Origin of the sequence: Deinococcus soli (ex Cha et al. 2016) (genome assembly GCF_001007995.1) — a bacterium.
GTDB lineage: Bacteria > Deinococcota > Deinococci > Deinococcales > Deinococcaceae > Deinococcus > Deinococcus soli.
On the sequence record NZ_CP011389.1, the window covers coordinates 2,796,690 to 2,820,605 of the forward strand.

23 protein-coding genes and 2 tRNA genes are annotated in these 23,916 nt (G+C 67.8%); 15 read left to right on the forward strand and 10 right to left on the reverse strand.

Annotated features, from left to right (window positions below):
* The first annotated feature begins 99 nt into the window (after positions 1-99).
* Complete coding sequence (locus SY84_RS13580) at positions 100-345, forward strand: glutaredoxin family protein (protein WP_046844456.1); 246 nt, start codon at positions 100-102, stop codon at positions 343-345.
* A 69-nt stretch (positions 346-414) separates the two neighbouring features.
* On the opposite strand, the gene SY84_RS13585 is transcribed toward SY84_RS13580, so the two are convergent.
* Positions 415-1,452 carry a metallophosphoesterase gene (locus tag SY84_RS13585; protein ID WP_081424603.1) on the reverse strand — a complete coding sequence of 346 codons (1,038 nt, stop codon included), beginning with the start codon at positions 1,450-1,452 and terminating at the stop codon, positions 415-417.
* A gap of 52 nt (positions 1,453-1,504) precedes the next feature.
* Between SY84_RS13585 and SY84_RS13590 the strand changes: the two genes are divergently transcribed.
* The 5 genes from SY84_RS13590 (at position 1,505) to thrS (ending at position 5,798) form a co-directional block, all read left to right on the forward strand.
* The gene (locus tag SY84_RS13590; RefSeq protein WP_046844457.1) at positions 1,505-1,948 is read left to right on the forward strand and encodes a DUF805 domain-containing protein; all 444 of its coding nucleotides are present in this window, start codon (positions 1,505-1,507) and stop codon (positions 1,946-1,948) included.
* A gap of 105 nt (positions 1,949-2,053) precedes the next feature.
* The gene (locus SY84_RS13595) at positions 2,054-2,446 is read left to right on the forward strand and encodes a DUF805 domain-containing protein (RefSeq protein ID WP_157882998.1); all 393 of its coding nucleotides are present in this window, start codon (positions 2,054-2,056) and stop codon (positions 2,444-2,446) included.
* A 200-nt stretch (positions 2,447-2,646) separates the two neighbouring features.
* The gene (locus tag SY84_RS13600; protein WP_157882999.1) at positions 2,647-3,030 is read left to right on the forward strand and encodes a GNAT family N-acetyltransferase; all 384 of its coding nucleotides are present in this window, start codon (positions 2,647-2,649) and stop codon (positions 3,028-3,030) included.
* Positions 3,027-3,578, forward strand: a complete 552-nt coding sequence (locus SY84_RS16025) for a GNAT family N-acetyltransferase (protein WP_052751171.1) — start codon at positions 3,027-3,029, stop codon at positions 3,576-3,578. The genes SY84_RS13600 and SY84_RS16025 overlap by 4 nt, the downstream gene beginning before the upstream one ends.
* A 270-nt stretch (positions 3,579-3,848) precedes the next feature.
* Positions 3,849-5,798 (forward strand): threonine--tRNA ligase, encoded by a 1,950-nt coding sequence (gene thrS / locus SY84_RS13610; protein WP_046844459.1) that lies wholly within the window; start codon positions 3,849-3,851, stop codon positions 5,796-5,798.
* 31 nt (positions 5,799-5,829) lie between these two features.
* On the opposite strand, the gene SY84_RS13615 is transcribed toward thrS, so the two are convergent.
* The 3 genes from SY84_RS13615 to SY84_RS13625 form a co-directional block, all read right to left on the reverse strand.
* Complete coding sequence (locus SY84_RS13615) at positions 5,830-7,077, reverse strand: permease prefix domain 1-containing protein (RefSeq protein ID WP_046844460.1); 1,248 nt, start codon at positions 7,075-7,077, stop codon at positions 5,830-5,832.
* A complete protein-coding gene (locus tag SY84_RS16955; protein WP_245621442.1) occupies positions 7,074-7,250 on the reverse strand; it encodes a PadR family transcriptional regulator in 177 nt (58 codons plus the stop codon). Before SY84_RS16955 ends, SY84_RS13615 begins: the two co-directional genes overlap by 4 nt.
* A gap of 226 nt (positions 7,251-7,476) precedes the next feature.
* The gene (locus SY84_RS13625; RefSeq protein WP_046844461.1) at positions 7,477-8,499 is read right to left on the reverse strand and encodes a DsbA family protein; all 1,023 of its coding nucleotides are present in this window, start codon (positions 8,497-8,499) and stop codon (positions 7,477-7,479) included.
* Positions 8,500-8,639: 140 nt separating this feature from the next.
* Here SY84_RS13625 and SY84_RS13630 point away from each other — a divergent pair.
* From SY84_RS13630 to SY84_RS13640, 3 genes are all read left to right on the forward strand, one after another.
* Positions 8,640-8,713 (forward strand) — tRNA-Cys (locus SY84_RS13630).
* A gap of 19 nt (positions 8,714-8,732) precedes the next feature.
* A tRNA-Val gene (locus tag SY84_RS13635) sits at positions 8,733-8,807 on the forward strand.
* A 115-nt stretch (positions 8,808-8,922) separates the two neighbouring features.
* A complete protein-coding gene (locus SY84_RS13640; protein WP_046844462.1) occupies positions 8,923-9,282 on the forward strand; it encodes a hypothetical protein in 360 nt (119 codons plus the stop codon).
* 134 nt (positions 9,283-9,416) lie between these two features.
* Here the strand turns inward: SY84_RS13640 and SY84_RS13645 are convergent, their stop codons facing one another.
* The 3 genes from SY84_RS13645 to SY84_RS13655 form a co-directional block, all read right to left on the reverse strand.
* The gene (locus SY84_RS13645) at positions 9,417-10,370 is read right to left on the reverse strand and encodes an alpha/beta hydrolase fold domain-containing protein (RefSeq protein ID WP_046844463.1); all 954 of its coding nucleotides are present in this window, start codon (positions 10,368-10,370) and stop codon (positions 9,417-9,419) included.
* 48 nt (positions 10,371-10,418) lie between these two features.
* The gene (locus tag SY84_RS13650; RefSeq protein ID WP_046845249.1) at positions 10,419-11,207 is read right to left on the reverse strand and encodes an IS5 family transposase; all 789 of its coding nucleotides are present in this window, start codon (positions 11,205-11,207) and stop codon (positions 10,419-10,421) included.
* Positions 11,208-11,479: 272 nt separating this feature from the next.
* Positions 11,480-11,734, reverse strand: coding sequence for a WGxxGxxG family protein (locus SY84_RS13655; protein WP_046845250.1), 255 nt, complete (start codon positions 11,732-11,734; stop codon positions 11,480-11,482).
* A 507-nt stretch (positions 11,735-12,241) separates the two neighbouring features.
* Here SY84_RS13655 and SY84_RS13660 point away from each other — a divergent pair.
* From SY84_RS13660 to SY84_RS13670, 3 genes are all read left to right on the forward strand, one after another.
* Positions 12,242-13,237 carry an IS4 family transposase gene (locus tag SY84_RS13660; protein ID WP_081424605.1) on the forward strand — a complete coding sequence of 332 codons (996 nt, stop codon included), beginning with the start codon at positions 12,242-12,244 and terminating at the stop codon, positions 13,235-13,237.
* A 605-nt stretch (positions 13,238-13,842) separates the two neighbouring features.
* Positions 13,843-14,148, forward strand: coding sequence for a hypothetical protein (locus SY84_RS13665; protein ID WP_046844464.1), 306 nt, complete (start codon positions 13,843-13,845; stop codon positions 14,146-14,148).
* A gap of 110 nt (positions 14,149-14,258) precedes the next feature.
* Positions 14,259-15,287: a PIN/TRAM domain-containing protein gene (locus SY84_RS13670; protein ID WP_046844465.1), complete on the forward strand. Its 1,029-nt coding sequence runs from the start codon at positions 14,259-14,261 to the stop codon at positions 15,285-15,287.
* Between the two features lie 70 nt (positions 15,288-15,357).
* Here the strand turns inward: SY84_RS13670 and SY84_RS13675 are convergent, their stop codons facing one another.
* Positions 15,358-18,093 carry an AAA family ATPase gene (locus SY84_RS13675; protein WP_046844466.1) on the reverse strand — a complete coding sequence of 912 codons (2,736 nt, stop codon included), beginning with the start codon at positions 18,091-18,093 and terminating at the stop codon, positions 15,358-15,360.
* Between the two features lie 88 nt (positions 18,094-18,181).
* Entirely contained in the window at positions 18,182-19,360 is a 1,179-nt protein-coding gene (locus SY84_RS13680) for an exonuclease SbcCD subunit D (protein WP_046844467.1), read from the reverse strand.
* A gap of 275 nt (positions 19,361-19,635) precedes the next feature.
* Here SY84_RS13680 and SY84_RS17040 point away from each other — a divergent pair, with 275 nt between their 5' ends.
* Both SY84_RS17040 and SY84_RS13685 read left to right on the forward strand, forming a co-directional pair.
* Positions 19,636-19,758: a hypothetical protein gene (locus SY84_RS17040; protein ID WP_256444734.1), complete on the forward strand. Its 123-nt coding sequence runs from the start codon at positions 19,636-19,638 to the stop codon at positions 19,756-19,758.
* Between the two features lie 74 nt (positions 19,759-19,832).
* Positions 19,833-21,059 carry an MFS transporter gene (locus tag SY84_RS13685; RefSeq protein ID WP_046844468.1) on the forward strand — a complete coding sequence of 409 codons (1,227 nt, stop codon included), beginning with the start codon at positions 19,833-19,835 and terminating at the stop codon, positions 21,057-21,059.
* Positions 21,060-21,062: 3 nt separating this feature from the next.
* Here the strand turns inward: SY84_RS13685 and SY84_RS16030 are convergent, their stop codons facing one another.
* Positions 21,063-21,689: an ArsR/SmtB family transcription factor gene (locus SY84_RS16030; RefSeq protein ID WP_052751172.1), complete on the reverse strand. Its 627-nt coding sequence runs from the start codon at positions 21,687-21,689 to the stop codon at positions 21,063-21,065.
* Positions 21,690-21,776: 87 nt separating this feature from the next.
* On the opposite strand from SY84_RS16030, the gene SY84_RS13695 reads away from it, so the two are divergent.
* Positions 21,777-23,912 carry an ATP-dependent RecD-like DNA helicase gene (locus SY84_RS13695; RefSeq protein ID WP_046844469.1) on the forward strand — a complete coding sequence of 712 codons (2,136 nt, stop codon included), beginning with the start codon at positions 21,777-21,779 and terminating at the stop codon, positions 23,910-23,912.
* The last annotated feature ends 4 nt before the right edge of the window (positions 23,913-23,916 follow it).

Sequence of the window (23,916 nt, forward strand, 5' to 3'; positions counted from 1 at the left end):
TTGCGGCCGGGAGGCCCGCGTTTGTGGACACCTCCACCCTACTGGATACTTTAAATAGTAAACTGAGATTCGTGGGCGACGCCCACCCGGAGGAACCCCATGATCAAGATGTACACCACCACCTGGTGCCCCGACTGCCACGCTGCCAAGCGCGCCCTGACCAGCAAGGGCCTCGCGTTCGAGGAAATCAACATCGAGCAGGACGACAGCGCCGCCCAGTACGTCATGAGCGTCAACGGCGGTAAACGCAGCGTCCCCACCCTCGTGCACGGCGACACCGCCGCCAGCCTCAGCGGCTTCCGCCCCCAGAAACTCGACGCGTTCCTCGCCCAGGCCGGACTGTAAGAGACGTCGAAAGTCAAAAGTTGATGGTTGATGGAGGACGCCCCTCTATCAACCATCAACTTTCTACCTTCAACCCTTCTTCAACCGAGCGGCTTCGCGGGCCGTGACCGTGTCGTCTGCCGCGACCGTGTACGCCGTGACGACCAGCTCGGCCGGCGTGAGGTCCAGCCGCAGGAAGCCCGGCTGACCGAAGGCCGCGAACGCCGCCGCACGCGAGCCCGATGGACCTCCCCCCACCTCGCCCGCCGCACCCGACACGGCCGTCCACGTGCCCGGGCACTCCGGCTGCGGGGCGAACACCTCCAGCGCATGCACGTGCCCGCTCAGAAGCAGGTCCGCCGCGCCGCACACCGAGCCGTACAGGTCCCGCACCGCGCCCCCCTTCTGGAACTCGAACGGGAAGCGGTCGTACGCCCCGGCGTTCCCATGCTTCCCGTTGCTGAACAGCGGGTGATGCCCCAGCACCAGCCGCCAGCGCGCCCCGCTGCCCCGCACCGCGCGCCACAGCCACGCCCGCTGCGCCTGATCCCACGCGCCCCCCGGCCGCTCGGCAGGCCGCAGGCCCGGCAGGTACGCCGCCAGCGGCGCCGTGTCCACCCCGAAGAACTCCGCCAGGGTCCCCACCGGCGCGCGGTAGGTGCGGGCGGGCATCACCCACTGCGGGTTCACGCGCGAGTACGCCACCTGCACGTCCGCGCCACGCGCATCGGCCCCATCCCCCCCGACCAGCCACGACTCGTCATGGTTGCCCGGCACCACCAGAAACGGGAACCCCAGCGGGCCGTACACGTCCGCGAACCGCTCGCGGAACAGCGGCGAATTCAGGTCCTTCGGGCCAGCCGGGTAGAAATTGTCCCCCAGTGCCACCCCCAGGTCACAGCCCTCGCGCGCGCACACCCCCTGCATGGCGGCCGCCACGCGCCGCTGCACCTCCGTTCCGGTGCCCTGATCTCCCATGACCAGCACCCGCAGCCGGTCCTGCGGCAAGGCAGGGAGGGTCGCGCGGACGTCCGGCACCGTCACCGGCCCGGTCATGGCTGGCGCGCACGATCCCAGCGTGACCCCCAGCAGCACCCCCAGGGCACCCCTCCACAACTTAGGCAGCATGGGCTCAATGTGACGCTTAGACTGCTCTCACGCAACAATCCCAGGGGGCACCATGAACGAATACCTGAACGTCATCCGCAACAACTACGCCAACTTCACCGGCCGCGCCCGCCGCCGCGAATACTGGATGTTCGCCCTGATCAACACGATCATCGTGACCGTCCTGAGCATTCCCGTGTACGGCGCGGCCATCGGCATGGCCATGCAGTCCGACACGGGCGCGGCTCCCAGCGCTGGCCTGACCGGCACCACCCTGATCTTCGCCGTCCTGATGGTCATCTACGCGCTTGCTGTGATGGTCCCCAGCATCGCCGTGACCGTCCGCCGCCTGCACGACGCGGGTTTCAGCGGCTGGCTGTACCTCCTGAACTTCATTGGCCTGAGCATCGTCGTTCTCGTGCTGTGCGTGCTGGACAGCAAACCCGGCAGCAACAAGTGGGGACCCAACCCCAAGGGCGTGACCGACGGAACCCCCGCCCCCGCGCAGAACTGGTAACACCCACTCCCACAGCGCCCCGTCCATCCTGAATCGAACAGGGAGGAGGGGCGTTGTGACTGTGAGTCGCAAACCGCGACCGAGGTCATTTAGATGCACGAATTCATGGACGTCGTCCGCCACTACGCCACATTCACGGGCCGCGCCCGGCGGCGTACATTCTGGATGTACATCCTGACCGGGAGCCTCCTCGCGGCGGGCCTTGCCCTGATTGACGAGGCGCTCGGTCTACGCGTCAGTACCAGACTGGACGATGACGGACTGCTGGTCAGTCTCCTGACTCTCGCCCTGCTCCTTCCCACCATCGCCGTGACTGTGCGCCGCTTGTATGACACCGGTCATTCGGGCTCGAATCTCTGGTTGCTCCTGATTCCCCTGTTCGGCTGGCTCACGCTGCTCGCCTGGCTTTCAGAGGACGGTAAACCCGGGACCAACAAATGGGGTTCCGATCCGATGTCTGCCGCCGGACGCGTTCCCACTCCTGCGCAGAACAATTGAGCTCACGCCGGTTCCGCCCTGCCATCCGGTGGGTCGGTCTTTTCATGCCCGTGCATCTGCCAGTTGGCGCAGGTGCGGCCGGGGCCGGGCGGGCAGACTGAGGGGCGTGACCCTCACTGTTCGACCGCTCACCCCGTCCGACTTTCCCCAGGTCCGGCCGATGCTGCTCGACATGGGCTTCGTGGAGGACGAAGCTGAGCTTGCGGCGCGCTTTGCGCCCGGACTGGGTGCTGCTGGCCGCCTTCCGGGATGGAGTGCTGCTGGGATACGCGGCGGCGCAGGACGACGGGTCGTACCTGCGTTCCGGCGGGTCGCACCACACGGCGAAACTGCATGACCTGTACACCGCTTCGGTTGCTCGCGGGCAGCGGGCGGGCCGGACGCTGATGCGTGGCATGGAGGCGTGGGCGCAGGCGCGGGGCGCGCGGTACCTGTTCTGCTCCGCCAACCTGCGGGAGGCGACGCCCGCCTATGAACGCAGGGAGTACATGCCGGGCGCGGAGGTGCGGGAGGGCTACCGATTCTTCGAGGTGGACTTCAGTGAACGAACGGCCCGCCAGCCGCACCCGGAGCGGGGTTCGTGACGCTGACCGCGCACGTCACTCCCCGCGCGGACCTGACCCCGCAACTGGAGGCCGGGCTGCGATCACTGCTGATCGCGGCGTACCCGCAGTTCGCGGACTTCTGGGCGGGCACGTCGTACTGGGGCAGCGAACCCGAGTGGCACCTATGGCTGGCCGACCCGGCTGGAGTGCCGGTGGCGCAACTGGGATTCGGGCGGCGTGTAGCGCAGATCGGGGGGCGTGACGTGACCATCGTGGGGGTGGGCGGCGTCGCCACGCACCCCGCATTCCAGCGCCGTGGCTTGGGCCGCCGCCTGCTGCGCGACCTGCACGCCTTCCTGCATACCCTCCCGGACGTGGAATTCGCGTTCCTGCAATGCCGGGAGGAGGTCGTCCCGTTCTACGAGCGGGGCGGTTTCATGCGCGTTCCGAACGCCGCGCAGTACCTCGACCCGGACGAGGACCGGTGGGTGACGGACGCCGGGCCCACCCTGATCTTGCCTGTGCACGCCACGCTGACTGACTGGCCGGTGGGGGAGACCGTGAATCTGCGTGGAACACCCTGGTAGTGGGGTGGGCGGGCAGGGTAGGCCAGGGTGCGGGTTGCCCCCCTCTGCGTGGGGCGGTATCCTGCCCGCATGAAGCCTCTCGCCCGTCACTCCGGTCTGGTGATGCGTGGCGCAGGGCTGCACCGAATGCCTGCACCCGGTCTGATCACGCGAACTCTGAGCGCCTGAGAACCCCTTCAAGGTTTTCAGGCGTTCTGCTGGAACGGTGGCCAGACCGGGTTTCTCATGGTTGAACGCGACCGCGCGCTCAGCCCACACACAGAGGTTGATATGCACGTAATCCTTCCCGACGGTAAACAACTCGAACTTCAAGCTGGCGCCACGGCCCTCGACGCCGCCGCCGCCATCGGCCCGCGGCTGGCGCAGGACGCCCTGGCCGCCACCGCAAACGGCGAACTGGTCGACCTGATGACGCCCCTGCCCGACGGAGCAAACATCACCCTGATCACGAAGAAGAACCCGGCGGACGCCGCGCCGCTGTTCCGGCACTCGCTGGGGCACGTCATGAGTCAGGCCGTCGGCGAGTTCTACAGAGGCAAAGGGTACGCGGACGATCAGATCAGGCGCGGCGTGGGCCCCAGCATCGAGAACGGCTGGTACCAGGACTTCGACCTGCCCGAACCCCTGAAGGAAGAGGACCTCCCGGAGATCGAGAAGATCATGCGGGACATCATCGCGCGCGGCCTGGACTTCACGCGGCGCGAGATCAGCCGGGCCGAGGGCCTCGCGCAGTTCCCGCACGACCCGTACAAGCAGGAACTCATCGCAGGCCTGCCCGAGGACGAGCCCATCACGTTCTACACGCAGGGTGACTACACCGACCTGTGCCGCGGGCCGCACTTCCCGAACACCGGGAAGCTGCCCGGCGCGTTCAAGCTCATGAGCACCAGCGGCGCGTACTGGCGCGGCAACGAGAAGAACCCGATCCTCCAGCGCGTGTATGGCGTTGCGTTCGCCACGCAGAAGGAACTCGACGCGTACCTGCACCAGCTGGAGGAAGCCAAGAGGCGCGACCACCGCAAACTGGGCCGCGAACTGGAACTCTTCACCATCGACCCCCTGGTCGGCAAGGGCCTGCCGCTGTGGCTCCCGAACGGCACGGTCCTGCGCGAGGAACTGACCAGCTTCATGAAAGAGCAGCAGTTCCAGCGCGGCTACCAGGGCGTCATCACGCCCAACATCGGCAACCTCGACCTGTACCGCACCAGCGGGCACTACGAGAAGTACTCCGACGGTCAGTTCCGCCCCATCGAGGTGGACGACGAGGAGTACATGCTCAAACCCATGAACTGCCCGCACCACGTGCGCATCTACGCCAGCAAACCCCGCAGCTACCGCGACCTGCCGGTGCGACTCGCGGAGTTCGGCACGGTGTACCGCTACGAGCAGAGCGGCGAACTGAACGGCCTGACCCGCGTACGCGGCTTCACGCAGGACGACGCGCACCTGTTCGTCCGCCCCGACCAGCTGAAGAAGGAATTCCTGGACGTCCTCGACCTCACCGTCCTCGTGCTGAAGACCTTCGGCATGAACGAGGTCCGCTTCCGCGTCGGCACCCGCGACCCCGAGAGCGACAAGTACGTCGGCGACGAGGCCAACTGGACCCTCGCGGAACAACAGATCATCGAGGCGGTCGAGGAAGTCGGCCTGCCCTACACCATCGAACCCGGCGACGCCGCCTTCTACGGCCCCAAACTCGACTTCGTCGTCAAGGACGTCCTGGGCCGCGAATGGCAGCTCGGCACCATCCAGGTGGACTACAACCTCCCCGAACGCTTCGACATCAGCTACGTCGGCGAGGACGGCCAGGACCACCGCCCCATCATGATCCACCGCGCCCCCTTCGGCAGCATCGAACGCTTCACTGGCATCCTCATCGAGCACTACGCCGGGGACTTCCCCCTGTGGCTCGCCCCGCGCCAGATCATGATCATTCCCATCGCGGACCGCCACAACGACTACGCCTGGCAGCTCCGCGACGAACTGCACCAGGCAGGCCTGCGCGCCGAAGTCGACGACTCCTCCAACCGCATGAACGCCAAGGTCCGCACCGCCGAACTCAGCAAGATCCCCGTCATGCTCATCGTCGGCGACAAGGAACAGGAAGGCCGCGAGGTCAGCGTCCGCGAACGCACCCCCGAAGGCCACAAGGAACGCAAAGGCGTCGCCTTTGACGACCTCAGGAACGAACTGCTGGGCCGCTACCGCAACCGCAGCTGAGCGCGGCCAGAAGCCGGGGCACCGTGAACGATCACGGCTGCCCCGACTTCAGTTCCACCAGCGGAATCTCGTACGCCTGCTCTTGCAGCGCGGGCGTCCTGACGACGTTCAGAGGCACGCCACGCCGGTACTCCGGCCCCACCTGCACCAGCACGGCAGGCAGGGTCTGGGAGGAAAGCGAGGCGGCCGCCCATCCGTTCAGGTCCGGATGCACAAGCAGGGCCGTCCAGTTGGTCCCGTACGGGCTGTAGAAACTCTGGAAACGCAGAATGCCGTCGCGGTCCGCCTGCATGGGCCGGGAGACCTCTAGTCGTTCCTGACCGGTCACCTCGGTCCGTCCTTCTACGAGAACCTCCTCACGGTACCGGGTGACCAGCACGTAAGCGGCCCCTGGTTGCACGCGCAGCACGTTCAGGTCACCGGGTGCGCTCAGCAGCTCGGATGCAGACGCGTTCATCCGCGCGCGCTGCGCGGGAGGCAGCATCTCCCGGGTCGCTTCCGCCGTCAGGCGCACGTGCAGGTGATCCGCCCAGTCCGACAGCCGCGGTCCTGGCTCGCCGGGCAGGGCCACTCCGTCCAGGCTCAGCTGACCTCCGGGTGCCAGCGGCGCTCGCACCCGCAGCCCCGCCCGGTAGGCCCGGACGCCCAGATTGGGCAGATTCATGAATGGGCCCCGCACGTGATAAGCCTGCTCCAGCCAGGGAATCAGCGATCGGTAGAGGCCATTTGAGTCTTTCACCAGGAAGCGGTCCGCGCCGGGAAGGGCCTCCACTTCGATCACCAGGGGCCGATCATCGGACGCCCCGCCATTGAGGGGGACCGCCAGGGCCTGCCCGACATGTAGGTTCGGCGTCCCATCATCGTTCATCACACGTGCCTGGGGGGGCAGCTGGCGGGTCCAATCGTCCAGTCGCAGCCACGGTACGACATCGCCTGATACGCCGCGCAGTCCATACCCGCCCCCGACCTCCGGGATGGGCGTGGGAAACACCTGCACGTCCCGGAAGTAAACCCCCGTCACGAGCACCGCCGTTCCCAGCAGCATCCAGGCCAGCAGGTGCAGGGGCGGATGGGTGGACCACAGACTCCGGCGCACGGTCTCCGGCGAACCAAGTTCCCTGAGTACCAGCTGCCGCGCTTCTTCCTCGGTGTGGCCGCCGAGGCGCAGGTCCTGAAGGCGTTCGAGCAGATGTGAACGCAATTTCAGTTGAACGGCAGAGCGGACCTTCCGGCCCAGGCCCCGCGTAGCGGCACGGATGAAGCGGTCCTCGGGCGTCATGCCCCCATCAGGTAGGCCCTGAGTGCCTCGGCGTGGGCACGCTGGGCGTCCCGTTGCCGGATGAGTTCGCTCAGGCCGGTGGGGGTGAGGTGGTAGTACTTGCGAGGTGGGCCGCCCGCGTCGCTGGGGCGGGTCTCGGCGTGGATCAGGCCGCGTTTCTCCAGGCGGTGCAGGGCGGGGTAGAGGGTGCCTTCCTTGAAGTTGAAGTGTCCGCCGGTCTTCTGCTGGACGTCCTAGATGATCCGCAGGCCGTAGAGGGGACCGTGTTCGAGACTGGCGAGCAGCAGGAAGTCCAGTGTGCCGCGCAGCAGGTTGCCGTCCGCACCATTACTTTGCATAGCTACATAGTGGCGCGAAGTAATGGCGGGCGTCGTGTACACCCGCCGGGGGACGTGCGGATCAGCGGAACTGTTTCAGGCGCGTCTCGATCACGCTGGCGGCAGACGGCTGCGCTGTCGTGATGGATCGTGCGCGGGCCACTTCACGCGTGTCACTGTAGTTCGACAGTTTCAGGCCGTTCAGGTACACGGTCGGCGTGCCCTGCACGTTCACCTTCAGCCCCGCCTGTATCTGGGCGTCCACGCTGGTCCGGAACGTCCGCTGGCCCACACAGGTCTTGAACGCGGCCGTGTCCAGCCCGGCGGCCTTCGCGTACCCGGCGTACTTCGCGGGGGTCTCCTTCGGGTCTAGGGGCGTCCAGGTGCGGAAGTTCGCGAACAGCTGATCCGCGAACGGCCAGAATTTCCCCTGCGCGGCGGCGCACTCACTGGCCTCCGCCGCGCCCTGCGCGTTGCGGTGGAACGACAGCGGGAATTCGTAGTGCATTACGCGGTACGTGGCACTGTCCTTGCGCCACGCGGGCAGCGCGGTGTCCCACAATTGCTTGCAGTACGGGCACTGGAAGTCACTGAAGACCCGCAGCGTGACGGGCGCCGCAGCGGTGCCCATCACGGCCTTCGTGGCCGGGAAGGCACTGTCGGGCCAGATGTTCACGGCGACGTACGCCGCATACCGCGTGGCGCTGCCCTCACCCGTCACCTTCAGGGCGATCAGGTCCGTTCCCGAATCGTCGGAGGGCTGCATGAACCCCGAGCGGGCCGCCGCCAGCAACTGCGGGTTACTCAGGCTGGCTTTCAGTTTCGGAAGGTCCGGGGCGCCCATGCCCCAGCCGGTCGCCACGCCACGCGCCAGCTCATCGGGCGAGTCCGTCTCGGTCAGCACGCCCACCACGTACCCGCCGGTCACGTCCAGGGTGATCGTCGTCGCGCCCTGACGCAGCACCGCGCCGTCCACCGTCATGCCCTTCAGAATTGGCTGCGCGGCCGTCTGGGCGGGCGTCTGAAGCAACTGCGCGTCCGCTGGGGCGCTCAGGGCGAGGATGACGGTCAAAAGCAAAAACCGGTTGAGGACAGGCGTGTTCATGCGGGGCAGTTTAGAGGCTGGCCCGGCAGATCCGCGGCGCAGGTGCCCCCCTGTTTACAGACCAGAAAAGCCGTGCTAACATTCCTTCCGCTGGAGAGGAAGACCCACCAGCCGCCCGCAAGGGACAGCAAAAGCCTCACGGCGCTGTAGCCAAGTGGTAAGGCAGAGGTCTGCAAAACCTCCACCACCGGTTCGAGTCCGGTCAGCGCCTCCAAGTACCCCATTTCAGGTTTAGAACCGTAGCTCAGGGGTAGAGCACTACCTTGACACGGTAGGGGTCAGGGGTTCAAATCCCCTCGGTTCTACCAGTAGACGCCCACCTAGTGGGCGTTTTTCTTTGTGCGCCTACCGCGTTTTTGGCCGTGGGAGCGGCCAGCGGTTTACTGGGCCAGCGCGGGATGCGCAGGTCAGCCTGAACACGACATGCGACGAGTTCCCGCTAGCCGCACGTACGGGGCGCTGCTGGGCCTGCCGCTGGAAGTGCAGCCCGACTTGGTGGACGTCGGCGACTTAGAGCGCATCACGCGGCGCATCAACGGGGGGGTAAACAGACTGCCGGACCGGGAGGCGTACCGCCGTCCCGTGGGTGTTCCTGCGCGGCACCGGCGGGGAGAACGTGCTGTGGGCTGGGAAGCCCACCATATACAACGGCTCACATTCGTCCTGCCCAACGTTCGGGAGTTCGCCCCGGCCAGTGTCCGGCGGATCAGGATGATGCTGGACAGCCCCTTCGCGGCCCTGCTCGTCGAGATGGCCTTCCGGCGGCTGTTCCCTGGCGGGTAAGCCCCGGACAAATCGGGCGATTGAAGCGGCGTACTCGCCTGCCGCACGATCGGCCACACGTGAATCTATCGCTGCTTTCTCGCCCTCAGGTGGACGAGCCGGCCCGCCAGGGCACCACCCCACATCACTCCTCGTCATGGGCGCAAGTTTGCGGCTCCTTTGCCCTGTCGTCGGTCGCGAATCAGAGCGGCCAGGCGCACGGGCGGTGACGAGACCAGGCGGGTCAGCCCGTCCAGTTTGATCTGATACGTCTCCGTCCGGAGGATCGTCCGAATCTTCCGGTACACGTCCTGCGCTTCAGGTGTGAACGCGGCTGCCATGAAGACGTGATACGCCTCTGGGTACTCGTGCAGGCCCACCTGCCCACCTGCCGTCCGCGCTTTCTGAACGAACGTTCTCACGTCAGGCAACACGATGTCGTTCGTGCCGACGAACAGGTCCATGGGTGGCAGTCCGGCCAGCGGTCCATACGTTGGACTGACTGCTGGGTTGAGCGGGCTGTCGTGACCCGCCCACAGCTCACCGGCGACCACGGCCCCCGGGCGGGCCAGAAGTGGGTCCTTTGGGGCAATGTCTGCGATTTCGGGTGCGGGCATGGTCACGTCGACCCATGGGGAGAACAAGATCAGGTGCGCCGGAAGGGGCAACCTCGCATCCTGGCACGCCTGTGTCAGCGCCACGCAGAAGCCGGCCCCGGCCGAATCGCCACAGAAGACCACGCGCTCCGGTGGTGTGCGGCTCAGCACTTTCCGGTACACATCGAGCATGAACGCGTGCGCCTCAAGGTACGTGTGCTCGGGTGCGAGAGGGTAGATGGGCGCCGTCACGGTGGAGCCCGTGGCACGCATCAGCTGCTCGATGATGGCCCAGTGCGGAGCGATCAATTCGTGTACGTACCCACCACCGTGGATGTACAGAATGTGCCAGTCGGTTGCCTCTGCCTGAGGTTCCAGCCGGAAGACGGCGTGCCCGCAAAGCTGGTCATGGGCGATGTAGGCCTGCAGCTGGAGGGAGGCAGGAGGTGGTGCCACCTGGGGATACGCTCGCTTCAGCAGGTTCGCCTTGAATGTCACCGGATCGGCGAACACGTTGGGCTGCGCCCGTAATACAGCCTCTAAAAGCGTGTTTTAAAAGCTTTAGGCAGCGGGGTCAAGACGGCGCAACATGAGTCGAATGCTGGCGAGATAGCACCACGCTTCGGTGGTCTCTGGCCGCCCTTCGAAATCTCGGGTCAGGCGACGACAGCGGGTCAGCCAAGCCAAGCTACGCTCAACGACCCAGCGCCGTGGGCGGACAACGAAGCCTCGTTGTCCGCTGATGCGGTGAACGATCTCCACCACCCAGCCCAGGACCTTCTCGGCCCACGTCACCACTTCACCTAAGTAACCGCCATCCGCCCAGATGTGCTTCAGGCGCGGATGGCGTTTGGCGAGGATGCCCAGCAGGATCGGGGCTGCGACCCGATCCTGCACGCCACCCCCCGTCACATAGACCACCAGCAGCAGTCCAAGGGCGTCCACGACCAGATGCCGCTTGCGCCCATTGGTCTTCTTGCCCGCGTCCACACCGCGTATCCCCGCCTGTGGCGCACAGCGCACGGTCTGGGAGTCGATACTGCCCGCACTCGGCTCCGGATCGCGTTTGGCCTTGCGCCGTGTACGTCTGACCAGGAAGCGGTTCACCGCTTCCCACGTGCCGTCGTACTGAAACCGTCGGAAGTAGCCGTAGACGGTCTCCCAGGCTGGGAAATCATGAGGCAGATTGCGCCAGGCGCAGCCGTTTTGGAGTACATACATGATCGCGCACATCACCTCATACAGATCCACCGTGCGGGGTCGGCCCCCGGCCTTGCCAGTCGGCAACAACGGTTCGAGGCGTTTAAACTGCTGGCGGGTCAGGTCGCTGGTATACCGTTGTCGTCTCATCAACATCAGCGGGCCAGAACCTGGCCCGCTGCGCTGTCATTCAGGCACTTTTAAAACACGCTCTAACACTTTCATGTGGATACTCGGCTTCATCGTCCCTCCTGAAGTGATTCTGCGGGGATGGGCGCGGCAGTTCCCTTTGCTGAACGTTGCCCGTCATGTGCTCGCCGTATGTTCAGGTGATCGAGATCCGTGCGCAAAGCACACACATTACAAACGCCCCCACCCTGGCCTGCGCTGGGGTGGGGGCCTCCGTCGTTCTATGCAGTCGGTCAGCGGTGCGTGCCGGGCGTGGTCGTCGTGGTGTGGTCACGGTAGACGACCTTGGGTTCCTGGCGGCGAAGCCCAGCCAGACCGGCCAGCCCAAGGAGTCCCAGCCAGCCCCAGTCAACATCGTTGTCCTCAGTCCGGCTGGTGTTTGTCGCGGTGGTGTCCGTCGTCCCCGTTCCAGTGTCCTGAGCATAAGCGGACACGGGAGCGGCGGTGAGGACGAGGGCGAGGAGCGCTTTCCGGGTGAACAGAGTCATGCCGAGCAGCATGCCACTGGGCAACGCGGAGCCATAGACCGTATCCGTTTAGACAAAGGCCACAGTCTCTTTGGGCCAATTGAGTGTGGTTGACGGGTTTCCTCAGCGTTCAATGAAGGGCCTGAAAGTCAGATGACCGACCTCCATGAGACCCGCAGGCGCACAGACCTCCTCACAGCGCACCCAGGAGCACGTACAGCGGACACCCGGCCGGATGAACACCATGACCCGCGAGCGCGGCAAGCAGTGGCGGTTGGAATGCCCTCAAGACCTGACATAGAGAAGAAGGCGACCCGAAAGCCGCCTTGGGTTCTTCAATACAGGGCGGCTCAGCACCTGACATTTCACGAGAAATGGCGTCCTGAATGCAGTGCGACATGACAAAGGGCGGTATCTGGGTCTGTGACGAGCCCCGATACTGCCCGCTTCCATGCTGACACGTTGGCCACCTACCTGCACACTCGCTGGCCACACCGCCGTACGGACGCGCTCCGTCGTCTTGCCGAAGTGCTTCTGGCCGTGCTCCAGGCCGAGTCCACGCTTCACCGCAAGATCGCGCTTCATCTGCCCAGAGCAGCCACGCTGGAATCAAAAACCCGGACGGTGGCCCGCGTGTTTCACGACGCTCAGCTCACGCCGCAGGACGTCTGTGACGTCTTGCTTCCCTTGCTGCCCGACGGCAAGCTCACCCTGATCATGGACCGCACCACGTGGCATTACGGTCAGACGCCGCTGAACATCCTCGTCTTGGGCGTTCTGCTTGGGGGCGCGGTGATTCCCCTCGTCTGGTCGATCCTGCCGCATCAAGGCAACAGCTGCACTGCTGCCCGGATCCTCCTGGTTGCCCGGCTCCTCAAGGTGATGCCAGCTCGCCGCTGGGCCGTGTTGATCGCAGACCGGGAGTTCGTGGGGCGCGAGTGGTGCTCGTTCCTGCGCTGGAAACGCATCCGGCACTGTATCCGCATCCGGGAGAACACCAGAATCGAGGATGAACTGGTGCGAGACCTGTTCACGACGCTGCAACTGGGACAGGTGCGCACCCTGTTCGAGCGGACGTGGGTCTATGGGGGCTGGATGCACGTGGTCATCACCCTATCCCCCGCAGGGGACAGGGTGATCGTGGCCTCAGATTTGCCCGTGCTGGACGTATTACGGACCTATCGGCTCAGGTGGGCGATTGAATCGGCGTTTTCCGTGATGAAAGCTCGCGGGCTGAATCTGGAGGCCACGCACATGACGGCTCCAGAGCGCATCTCTCGGCTCTTTGGCCTGCTCTGTATTGCGCTGGCCTGGATGACGCGGATCGGCGCGCAGCGGACAGAAACTCACGCCCCTCGTCAGGACAAGCGCGGGCGAGCGGTCGTGAGCGTAGCGCGGATCGGATGGCAGATCCTGAGTCAAGCGGCGCGGTGGGGCGGCGAGGTCTTCTGTGACTGTCTACAGCTCCTCGGAATGCCGTTCCCAACCGCCAGCACGTCAGTTTCCCGAAGTGTCAGGTGCTGAGACAGGGCGGTATTCACCCAGGTCAACCCTGGCCATCGCGTCCAGAGCATCAGCGGGCACGTGATACGCCAGCGGGTACTTCCCCGGTCGCCACGGCTCCGCGCTTCACTCCCAGGTCATGACCTGCCCCGTGAACGCCGGAAGAGCCCGGGGCGCGACCGCCGAATCGGCGTGGGGCCACAGTAGCCGCGCCACTTCACCCGTCTCGACGTGGCTCACGGTGATGAAAACAGGCGACCAGGGGGACAACATGTCGGCAGAATGGGGGAGAGTTTCACAGCGTGCTCGGGGAGCAGTCTCGGTAGCAACCCCACTTGGTCACCCGTGGTGCCAGTCGAGCCTGCTTGCGAAGCAGTCGCGTCCTGATCATGGGATTTCGGTGCAGCTTGGTTTCAATTGGATCTACTTGGCTGAAGTGTGATTGACATGGAAGGAGTCAAGGGATCACATGCCCTCGGTTCTACCAGCAGACCTCCGCAAAAGCGGAGGTTTTTGTATCGGTAGGCAGGGGAGAGGGTGTGCTCTTGTCACTTATGAGGTACTAACGCGCGTCACATGTTTTGAGCATCCTGACGCGAAACCGCGCGCCTAGAATGGCCGACTGCATGTCAGACCTTGACTTCATTCTGATCGGCCTGATGATAGGGCCTCTGATCTATGCCGGTGTCTCGCTCCGGAACTCTGGCCGACGGCTGCATTACCGGGATCGACCGCTGTTCTGGCAGCGTCTGATCCCGCTGTTGCTGCCCACTGCCCTGGCACTTTGGATGCCGGTGCAGATGGTGCAGACCGGTGTGGCGCTGCACTGGCAACTGATGGCCGTGATCATGGCCTGCGCCGTGGCTGGGCTGGCGTGGTGGGTTGACCTGAATCCCAACCGTGTGCTGGCTCGTCTGTCCCCGCGCCGCTGAGTCCGCTGGATGGGCAGTCATGGTGTGTCCCGGCCTGAGCCACGAATCGTCAGTGGCCGTTCCGAGCAGGTAGGGCACCTACGAGACCCGGAATCGATAGACTGGGGAACGTGCTCTTGATTCGTATTGTCACCATGCTGCTGGGGCTGATGCTGGGATTCCTGGCCGGGCGGGGGCTGGCGACGACCCAGTCCGAGGAACTGGGCATGGTCAATACCCTCAGCCTGATGCTGGCTGGGATGCTCACCGCGCTGCTGCTCGCGCCGCGCATCGAGCAGGGCCTCATGCGCTTCCTGGGGCGGTTGGCCCGCTGGTATGCTCGCCTGTCGCCCCGCGCGGTGGCCGCCGCGACCTTCGGGCTGATCGTGGCGCTGCTTGTCAGTGTGCTGCTGAGCAGCCTGCTGCGCACCGTGCCGTTCTACACCTGGATCTGGAACCTGATCGTCACAGTTGTGCTGGGCGTGTTCTTCGTGTCGTTCGCGCTGCGCAACGCCGAGAACTTCGGGCTGCTGGCGTTCCCGCAGGTGCGCCGCAAGCCCGGCAGCAGGCTGCTCGACAGCAACGTCATCATTGACGGGCGCATCGTCGAGTTGCTGCGTGCCGGGTTCCTGGACGGGGAACTCGTCGTTCCGGCGTTCATCCTGCGGGAACTCCAGACGCTCTCCGATCATCACGACGCGCAGAAACGCACGCGCGGCAAACGCGGCCTGGCCGTTCTGGAGGACCTGCGCGCCCTGCGGCCCCTGCGGATCGAGGACTGGGACGACCCCAGCCTGCCCACCACGGACGACAAACTCATCCGGCTGGCCCGCGAGAGCGGCGCGCGGATCGTCACGAACGACAACAACCTCGGCAAGATCGCCCGTCTGCACGGCGTGGAGATCCTCAGCATCCACGAGGCCGCCGTCGCGCTGAAACCGCAGGTGCAGGCTGGGGACCACCTGACCGTCACGATCAGCAAGGGCGGCCAGCAGAAGAACCAGGGGGTCGGGTACCTCGAGGACGGCACCATGGTCGTCGTGGAGGACGCCATCAGGTTCCGGGGCAAACCCACCCGCGTAGTGGTCGTGAACAACGTGCAGACCAACGTGGGCCGCATGATCTTCGCGAAACTCGACGGGGAGGAAGGCGCGGCGTAACCGGGGAGTGGGAAAGAGAAAGTGGGAAGTGGATGGAGTGCCAAGGCAACCGATCCACTCCCCACTTTCCCTACAGGTCGAAGCGCTGCACGCTGCTGCCCGCCACGCTCTTGGTGACCAGAAGGCGGCTGGGGAGGCGCTCGGAGAGGCTCTCGACGTGCGTGACGACGCCCACCATGCGGCCCTGTGTGCGCAGGTTCTCCAGGGCGTTCGCCACGGCCTCCAGCGCCTGCGGGTCGAGGGTGCCGAAGCCCTCGTCGAGGAACAGTGCGCCCAGCACGCGGTTCCCCGCGAGGTAGTCGCTCAGGGCGATCGCCAGGGACAGTGACGCGAGGAACGTCTCGCCGCCGGACAGGGTCTTCACGCCGCGCACCTCTCCGGCGTTCCAGAGGTCCTGCACGACGTACTCGCCGTCCTGGAGGGCCAGGCGGTAGCGGCCGTCGCTGATCTCGTGCAGGAGGATGCCCGCGCGGGTCAGGAGCTGCGCCTCGATCTCCGCGAGGAGGAACTGCTGGAACTCGTTCGCCTTGAGGCTGTTCGTGAGGGTCTGCCAGGTGTCCAGTGCGCGCGACGCGGCCTGCGCGCGGGCGTGGATGTCCGCCTTGCGCTCCAGGCGTTCCCGCAGCTGCCGTTCCTGCTCCGCAAGACGCCCGGCCTGCTCTCGCGCGGCGGTCAGGGCGGCGTCGGTGGCGGTCAGGTCGCGCGTGACCTGCGCGAGGTGCGCCGGGTCGAACGGCGCGGCGCCCAGCTGCCGGTCCAGATCGGCCAATGCCGAGCGGAGCTGCGCCACGTCCGCCTCGTGGGTGCGGGCGGCGGTTTCCAGCGCGGCGATGTCGTGCTCGGGCAGGGCGGCCGCGCGCGCCTGCGCGGCGTCCAAGTTCAGGTCACGCAGGGCGGCGTCCAGGCTGGTCTGCGCGTCCTGCGCCTCCTGCGCGCGGCGTTCGGCGTTCGCCTGCACGCCCCGCAGGGTCGCCCCGGCGGCGGCGAGGTCGCCCTGCGCGCGGGCCAGGGTCCCCTGGGCGTCCTGCACGCGCGAGCGCAGGGCCGTGATCTCGGCCAGGGCCGCCTGCCGCGCGCGGGCTGGATCGGGCCCCGCCGCGCGGACGCGGGCGGCCAGTCCGGCCAGCAGCCGGGCCATTTCCGACTGCGGGTCGCCCGTCACCAGTCCTTCGGCGGCGCGCAGGTCGGTCTCGCGGGCGGTGAGCTGCTCGTCCCAGTTGCGGTACTCGGCGCGTTTCTCGTCCAGCCACGCCTGCCGGGCCTTCAGCGCGGCGCGCAGGTCCGTGAAGCGCGTGCGCCGCTCGTCCAGCGTGCGGGTCAGGGCCTCCACCTGCGCCTGCTGCGCGCCCAGATCGGCACGTGGCGCGTCCGGCAGCGTCCGCACGGGCTGCCCGCACAGGGGGCAGTCGTCCCCGACATGCAGGTGCGCGCGGTACGACGCCAGACCCGCCTCCAGCCGCGCGGCGTCCAGTGCCCCCTGCGCGGCCTCCAGCGCCGCCTTCGCGTCGGTGCCCTCACGCCTCACGCGCTCCTGCTCGGCCGTCTCCTGCGCCTGCGCGCGTTCCTCACTGGCGAAACGGTCCAGCGCGGCCTTCAGGCTGACCCGCTCGGTCTGCACGAACACCCGCTCCTGCCGGGCCTTCTCGGCGCGCTGTGCGCCTTCACGGGCGGCAAGGAAGGCGTCCTCGTCCCAGGAGAGGGGCTGGGCGTGCGTGGCGTCGGGTTTGCCGCCCGCGCGGCGCAGCCTCGCCACGTCACTCTCGGCGTCGCGCAGGGCCTCGGCGCGGGCCTCCAGCTCGGGGATGCGGGCCTCGGCGGCCTGCGCGGCCTCCAGGGTCGCGGCGGCCCCCTGCGCGGCCTGTTCCGCCGAGTCGGCGGCGGCCTGCGCGCCCCGCAGCTCGCCCGCTTCACGCGCCGCGGCGATCCGCGCCCGCTCGGCGGCGTCCAGCAGCGGCAGCACGCCCGCCACGCGCCGTGCCCGCGCCGCCCGCGCCGCGCCCTCCTGCACGCCCTGCGCGCGGGCCTCCAGTGAGGTCAGACGCCGCGCCGTGTCCTCGCGTGCCTTCCAGACCCGCTCCTGCTCGCGCAGGCGCAACTGCTGCCCGGTCAGGCGTTCGCGCTCGTCGGTCAGGCGTTCGGCGTCCGCGTCCGTCCGCTCCCGCTCGACCCGCAGCCCGGCCAGGGCCTCGGGGGTCACGCCCGCGTACTCGCCCTCCAGCACGGCGTTCAGACTCCCGGCCTCGTGCTTGAGTTCCTTCGCGCGGTCGGACGCGACGCGCTGCATGGCGGCCACGTGATCCAGCCCCGTCAGCTCGCCCAGCAGCGCCTGCCGTTCCTTTCCGGTGCCGTGCAGCACGCGCGAGAACTCCCCCTGCGGGAGCATCACGCTGCGCGCGAAATTCCGGAAGTCCAGGCCCAGCACCCGCCGGATCCGCTCGTTGATGACCTTCATCCCACCGTCGGACAGGTTCGTCCAGCGGCCATCGTCATCCAGCCGCTCGAAGCGCACCTCGTTCTCCGCCTGCCGCCGTCCCTTCGTGCGCGACGCGCGGTACGTCACGCCACCCACCTCGAAGGTCAGCGCCGCCGACAGGCCCCGCTCGCCCTGCGAGATCAGCGCGTCCAGCCCCGACGCGCCCAGCCGCGCCGTCTGCCCGTACAGCGCGAACGTCATCGCGTCCAGCAGGCTGCTCTTCCCGCTCCCCGTCGGCCCCACCAGCGCAAACAACTCCAGATCACCGAAATCCAGACTCGTGAACTGCCGGAACGCCGTGAAGCCCTGAATGTCCAGCTGGATGGGCCTCATTGGTTCGCCTCCGGCGTGGTGATGGTTGATGGGTGATGGTTGATAGAGGTCAGACCATCAACCATCAACTTTCGAATATCAACCCTCTTCACGCGCTCTCCTCGGTGCGGGCGAGTTCGTCCGCTTCCTGGAAGGCGGCGCGCAGGTCGCCCGGCAGTTCGCCGCGTTTCTCGCGGTGGTAGCGTTCGTAGAGTTCCATGAGGCTCAGGCCCTCCCGTTTCAGTTCCGGCAGGGCGAGGTCCTCCTGCACAGCGTCGAGGTCCACCGCGAGGGTGTTCGGCGCGAGGGTCAGCACGCGGTCTTTCAGGCCGGGCAGGGCGGTTCCGGCAGGGGCGCGCACGACGACCTTCAGCAGTCCGCCGAAGCCCTGGAGCTGCGTGAGGCGGCTCTCGACGTGTTCGAGGTCCACGCGCAGGGTGCGGAGTTCGCGGCCGCTGGCGAGCGGCAGCGCGTGGACGCGGGCGGGGCGTCCGGCCTCCACCTCGATCAGGTTCACCTGTTTCTTCTCGCCCGCCTCGCCGAAGTCGAGCTGGATGACGCTGCCTGGGTAGTACGCGGGGGGCGCGTCGGACACCTGCTGCGGCTTGTGCACGTGCCCCAGCGCGACGTACTGCGCGCCGGGTGGCAGTTGCAGGCCGGAGAGGGTGTAGCTGTTCGTCAGGTCGAACTGCATGGTGCGCTCCGAGCCGCTGGGCACCGCACCGTCCATGGTCGCGTGGGCCATGAGCATGTTCACGCTGCTGCCCGTGAAGCCCTCGCCGAGGCGGCGCAGGAAGAAGCCCATGCCCTCGCGGTACTTCTGTCGCCACGCGCCGGTGTCCCCGCCCAGCAGGTCGGCGGCCTTCACGAGTCGCCGTTCGGACAGGTACGGCAGTGCCCCCACGACCAGCCGCTCGCCGCCGCGCGTCTCGATGGTGCGGATCATGTCGGCCGGGTTCGCGGTGGGTTGCGCGACGACCTGCACGCCCACCCAGCCCAGCAGCCCGGTGACGGACGCGAGGCGGGCGGCGCTGTCGTGGTTCCCGGCGATCACGACGCTGGGGATGCCCTGGTCGCGCAGGCGCAGGAAGAAGTCGAACACGGCGTGCTCGGCCTCCGCGCTGGGGTTGGCGGTGTCGAAGAGGTCGCCGGACACCAGCACCACGTCGGCCCGTTCGGTGCGGGCCAGCGCGGCGATCTCGGTCAGGGCGTCGTGTACCTCGGGCGTGCGGTCGAAGCCGCGCAGGGAACGTCCCGCGTGAAAATCAGCGGTGTGAAGTACGCGCATAACGGAAAAAATAGCACGGTGGGCCTGGGCGTCCCGAAAGAATGGCCGCCCGCCGCCACGCAGGGGAGAGGTGGAGCTATGGGAGGACGAATATACACGGCTGAATATGCAGTGGGGTTGCCGTTTGGGAAGTCGGGTGATCCAATGACCTGGCGAATGGTCTGTCTGGGCGACGTTGGATCACCTCTCCTGCACATAAAAAGAATACCTGCTTATAAGCATTCAAAAGGTCATTTATCATGGTGAAAACGCCGGTTCATTGCGAATATAGGCCCATGTACAGCAGTGACCTCGACCTCATCACGAAAAGCCGCCTGACGGCCACCGGGGACGTGGCCCTCGTCCAGCGCACGACCCGCCGCCTGCCCCGCTGGCTGCGCCGCCTCACCCGCCGCTGAAGCCAGAGTCCGGTCCCCTGCTACTCCGCGCGCCCCCTGGTTCGCGGAGTAGCTTCCGGTTCACGCTGGGCCGCATGACCACCCCCGCCCCGGACCGCCTGTGGAACCGTTCCTTCCTGCTGTGGTGGCTGGGCAGCGCCCAGAGCGCCCTGGGCACCGCGCTGGCCGGGATCGCCACCAGTTTTCTGGTGCTGCACCAGACCGGCAGCGCCGGGAAGATGGGCGTGAACCTCGCGCTGGCGCTGCTGCCCGGGCTGCTGTCCCCGCTGTTCGGGACGCTGGTGGACCGCCTGCCCCTGAAGGTCCCGCTGATCCTGGGCAACGTCCTGCGCGGCGCGCTGCAACTCACGGTGGGCCTGCTGGCCCTGCGCGGCCCCGTCCCGCTGGAACTGGTCTACGCGGCGTCGTTCCTGACCGGCCTGATCGGCGCGTTCTACTCGCCCGCCGCGATGGGCGTCACGCCCCGCCTCGTGCCCCGCGAGCAGTTGCAGCGCGCCACCGGCCTGATGCAGGGGGGCACGCAGGTCTTGCAACTGGTCGGCACGGTGGGGGGCGGCGCGCTGGTCGGTGTGATGGGCAGCGCCCCCGCTCTGATCTTCGACGGCCTGGGCTTCCTGCTGTTCGCCGCGCTGCTGCCCCTCGTGACCCTGCCCGCTCGCGGCGCCGCGCCAGCCGGGGAAGGGTTCTGGATGTCCTTCCGCGCGGGCCTGGACTATGCCCGCCGCAGCCCCCTCACGCTGGGTCTGCCGGTCCTGGCATTCTTCCTGAACGCCGCGTTCGCCCCCATGGAGATGCTCATGCCCGCCCGCATGACCGCCCTGGGTGCCGGAGCGCAGGGCTTCGGGCTGTTCTTCGGGCTGCTGCTGGCCGGACTGGCCGCCGGGAGTTTCGCCATGGCGGCGCTGGGGGACCGTGTGGACGCCCGCCGCCTCAGCGCGCCCGCCTTCGCCGCCCTGGGCGTGACCGTCCTGCTGCTGAGCCTGACGCAGACGCCCGCGCAGATGTACGTCCTAGCGTTCGTGATGGGCCTCGTGAACGCCGCGCTGAACCTCTCGATCAGCATGATCTTCCAGAAGCGCGTCGATCCCGCCTACTACGGCCGGGTGGGCAGCCTGCTCGGGATGGTCAGCATGGCGGGCATGCCCCTGGCGATGCTGCTCCTCGCGCCCGTGGCCGACCGCGTGCCCGTGAGCACCGTGTTCGCCGCGGCCGGGAGCCTCACCCTGCTGGCGGCGGTGGGCTGGGCCGCGCTGCTGCGCCGCGACCACGCCCCGCCCACCCCGCTGGCCGCGCAGGGCTGAAGGTCACCCGTCCCCCGGCGTGAGGAACACGCCCAGCAGGCGCGGCACGAGGCCGTCCGCACGCGACTGGGCGTGCTCGTCGAGCCACTCGAACAGGGCCTGCACCCTCGCGTCGAGTTCCTGCGCGTCCGCCGCGCTGAGGTACGCGAGGCGGTGCGCGCTGATGGCGCTGTCCAGCACGTCCTCGAACCCGTCGAAGTCCAGCGTCACCTGACCCCGGGCGTTCAGGTGGATGTTCAGGGTGCGGCCCGGCTGCGCGGCCAGCATCCGCCCCACCCGCTCATGCTGCCGCGCCAGCAGGTCGCGGTGCAGGCCCGCCACGAGGTCCGCGAGGGTCGCGTGGTCCGTCAGGGCGAATGGCACGTGGAACGCCTGCGCCGCCGCCCGGTAGCGTTTCACGGGCCGCCCGGCACGCGGCTGCTCCTGCGTGACGACCACCAGCCCCGCCGCGCGCAGCCGGGTCAGGCGGTGATGCGCCTGCTGCACGCTCAGGCCGCACGCGCGGGCCAGTTGGGCCGCACTGACCTCACCGCGCAGCAGGTGCCCCAGCGGCGTCAGCAGCGCCGGGTCGAGCAGCAGCCGCGCCTGCTCCTGCGTACTGGCCGTCAGGGACTGGGGAAGGTCACTCACATGCCGCAGTCTGCCACCGCAGGCGGGACCGCGGCGGGCGGATTCCGTCACAGGCGGAGTGCCCGCCCCGCGCTATGCTGAGTGGCGATGTCTGCTGCCGTTCCAACCGAGGCGTTCCGCGTGACCGGCGGCGTGAATAAAGTGCGGTTCCGCGCCGATTCGGGCTTCACGGTCATGACCGCCCGCATCCGCAACGCCGAGGGCGAGGACCCCGACGCGACCGTGATCGGCGTGATGCCGCCCCTGGAGGCCGGGGACACCTTCAGTGCCGACGTGCTCATGGAGGAGCACCGCGAGTACGGCTACCAGTACCGCGTGCTGAACCTCGTGCTGGAGGCGCAGCCCGCCGACCTGTCCGAGGCGGGCATCGCCGCGTACCTGGAAGCGCGGGTGGGCGGCGTGGGCAAGGTCCTGGCCGGGCGCATCGCGGGGACGTTCGGCGCGGCGACCTTCGACATCCTGGAGAGCGACCCGGACCGACTGCTGCAGGTGCCGGGCGTGACGGCCAGCACGCTGCACAAGATGACCTCCAGCTGGTCGCAGCAGGGCCTGGAACGCCGCCTGCTGGCCGGGTTGCAGGGCCTGGGCCTGAGCATCACGCAGGCGCAGCGGGCCGTGAAACACTTCGGCGAGGCCGCCCTGGAACGCCTGACCGCCGACCTCTTCACCCTGACCGAGGTCGAGGGGATCGGGTTCCTGACCGCCGACAAGCTGTGGCAGGCGCAGGGCGGCGCGCTGGACGACCCTCGCCGCCTGACCGCCGCGGCCGTGTACGCCCTGCAACAGGCGGCGCAGCAGGGCGGGCACTCGTACCTGCCGCGCGCCCGCGCGGAGAAGGGCGTGGTGCACTACACCCGCGTGACGCCCGCGCAGGCCCGGCTGGCCGTCGAGACGGCCGTGGAACTGGGTCGCCTGAGCGACGACACGCCCCCGCTGCTGGACACCGAGGACGCGCTGCACGACCCCAGCCGCATCTACCTGCCGCCCACCCTGCGCGCCGAGAAGAAACTCGCCAGCCTGATCCGCACGCTGATCGCCACGCCCCCCGCCGGGGACGAGTGGACCGTGCCGAAGGGCGCGGCGAAGGGCCTGTCCGCTGAGCAGGCGGGCGTGCTGGACCTGCTCGCCGAGCACCGGCTGGTGGTCCTGACCGGCGGGCCCGGCACCGGCAAGAGCACCACCACCCGCGCCGTCGCGGACCTCGCCGAGCAGCTGGGGCTGGAGGTCGGCCTGTGCGCCCCGACCGGCAAGGCCGCGCGCCGCCTGGGCGAGGTGACGGGCCGCGCGGCGAGCACCATTCACCGCCTGCTGGGGTACGGCCCGGCGGGCTTCCGGCACAACCACCTCGAACCCGCCCCGTACGACCTGCTGATCGTGGATGAGGTCAGCATGTGCGGCGACGGCCTGATGCTCTCGCTGCTCGCGGCGGTCGCGCCGGGCGCGCGGGTGTTGCTGGTCGGTGACACCGATCAGTTGCCCCCGGTGGACGCCGGGCTGCCCCTGCATGCCCTGACCCAGACGGCCCCCACTGTCCGCCTGACGCAGGTGTACCGGCAGGCGGCCGAGAACCCCATCATCCGTGCCGCGCACGGCCTGCTGCACGGGCAGGCCCCCGCCTGGGGCGACCCCCGATTGAACCTCACGGAGACCGAACCGGACGTCGGCGCCCGGCGCGTGGCGCTGCTCGTGCGCGACATGGGCGGCCCCACGCAGGTGCAGGTCCTGACCCCCATGCGCAAGGGCCCGCTGGGCGTGGAGCTGCTCAACCACCACCTCCAGAGCCTCTTCAACCCCGGTGAGGGCGGCGTGCGTATCGGGGACTCGCACGCGCGGCCCGGTGACATCGTCGTGCAGACCAAAAACGACTACACCAACGAGGTCTTCAACGGTACGGTCGGCACCGTCCTGAAGGCCGACGGCTCGCGCCTGACCGTGGACTTCGACGGGAATATCGTCGAACTGGCCGGGGCGGAACTGTTCAACCTGCAACTCGGGTACGCGCTGACCGTCCACCGCGCGCAGGGCAGCGAGTGGGGCACCGTGCTCGGCGTGCTGCACGAGGCGCACATGCCGATGCTCAGCCGCAACCTCGTGTACACCGCCCTGACCCGCGCGCGCGACCGCTTCTACGCCGTGGGGTCCGCGACCTCGTGGCAGCGCGCCGCGACCCGGCAGCGCGAAGAACGCTGCACGGCGCTGCTCGAACGTATCCGCGGGCGCTGAGCGC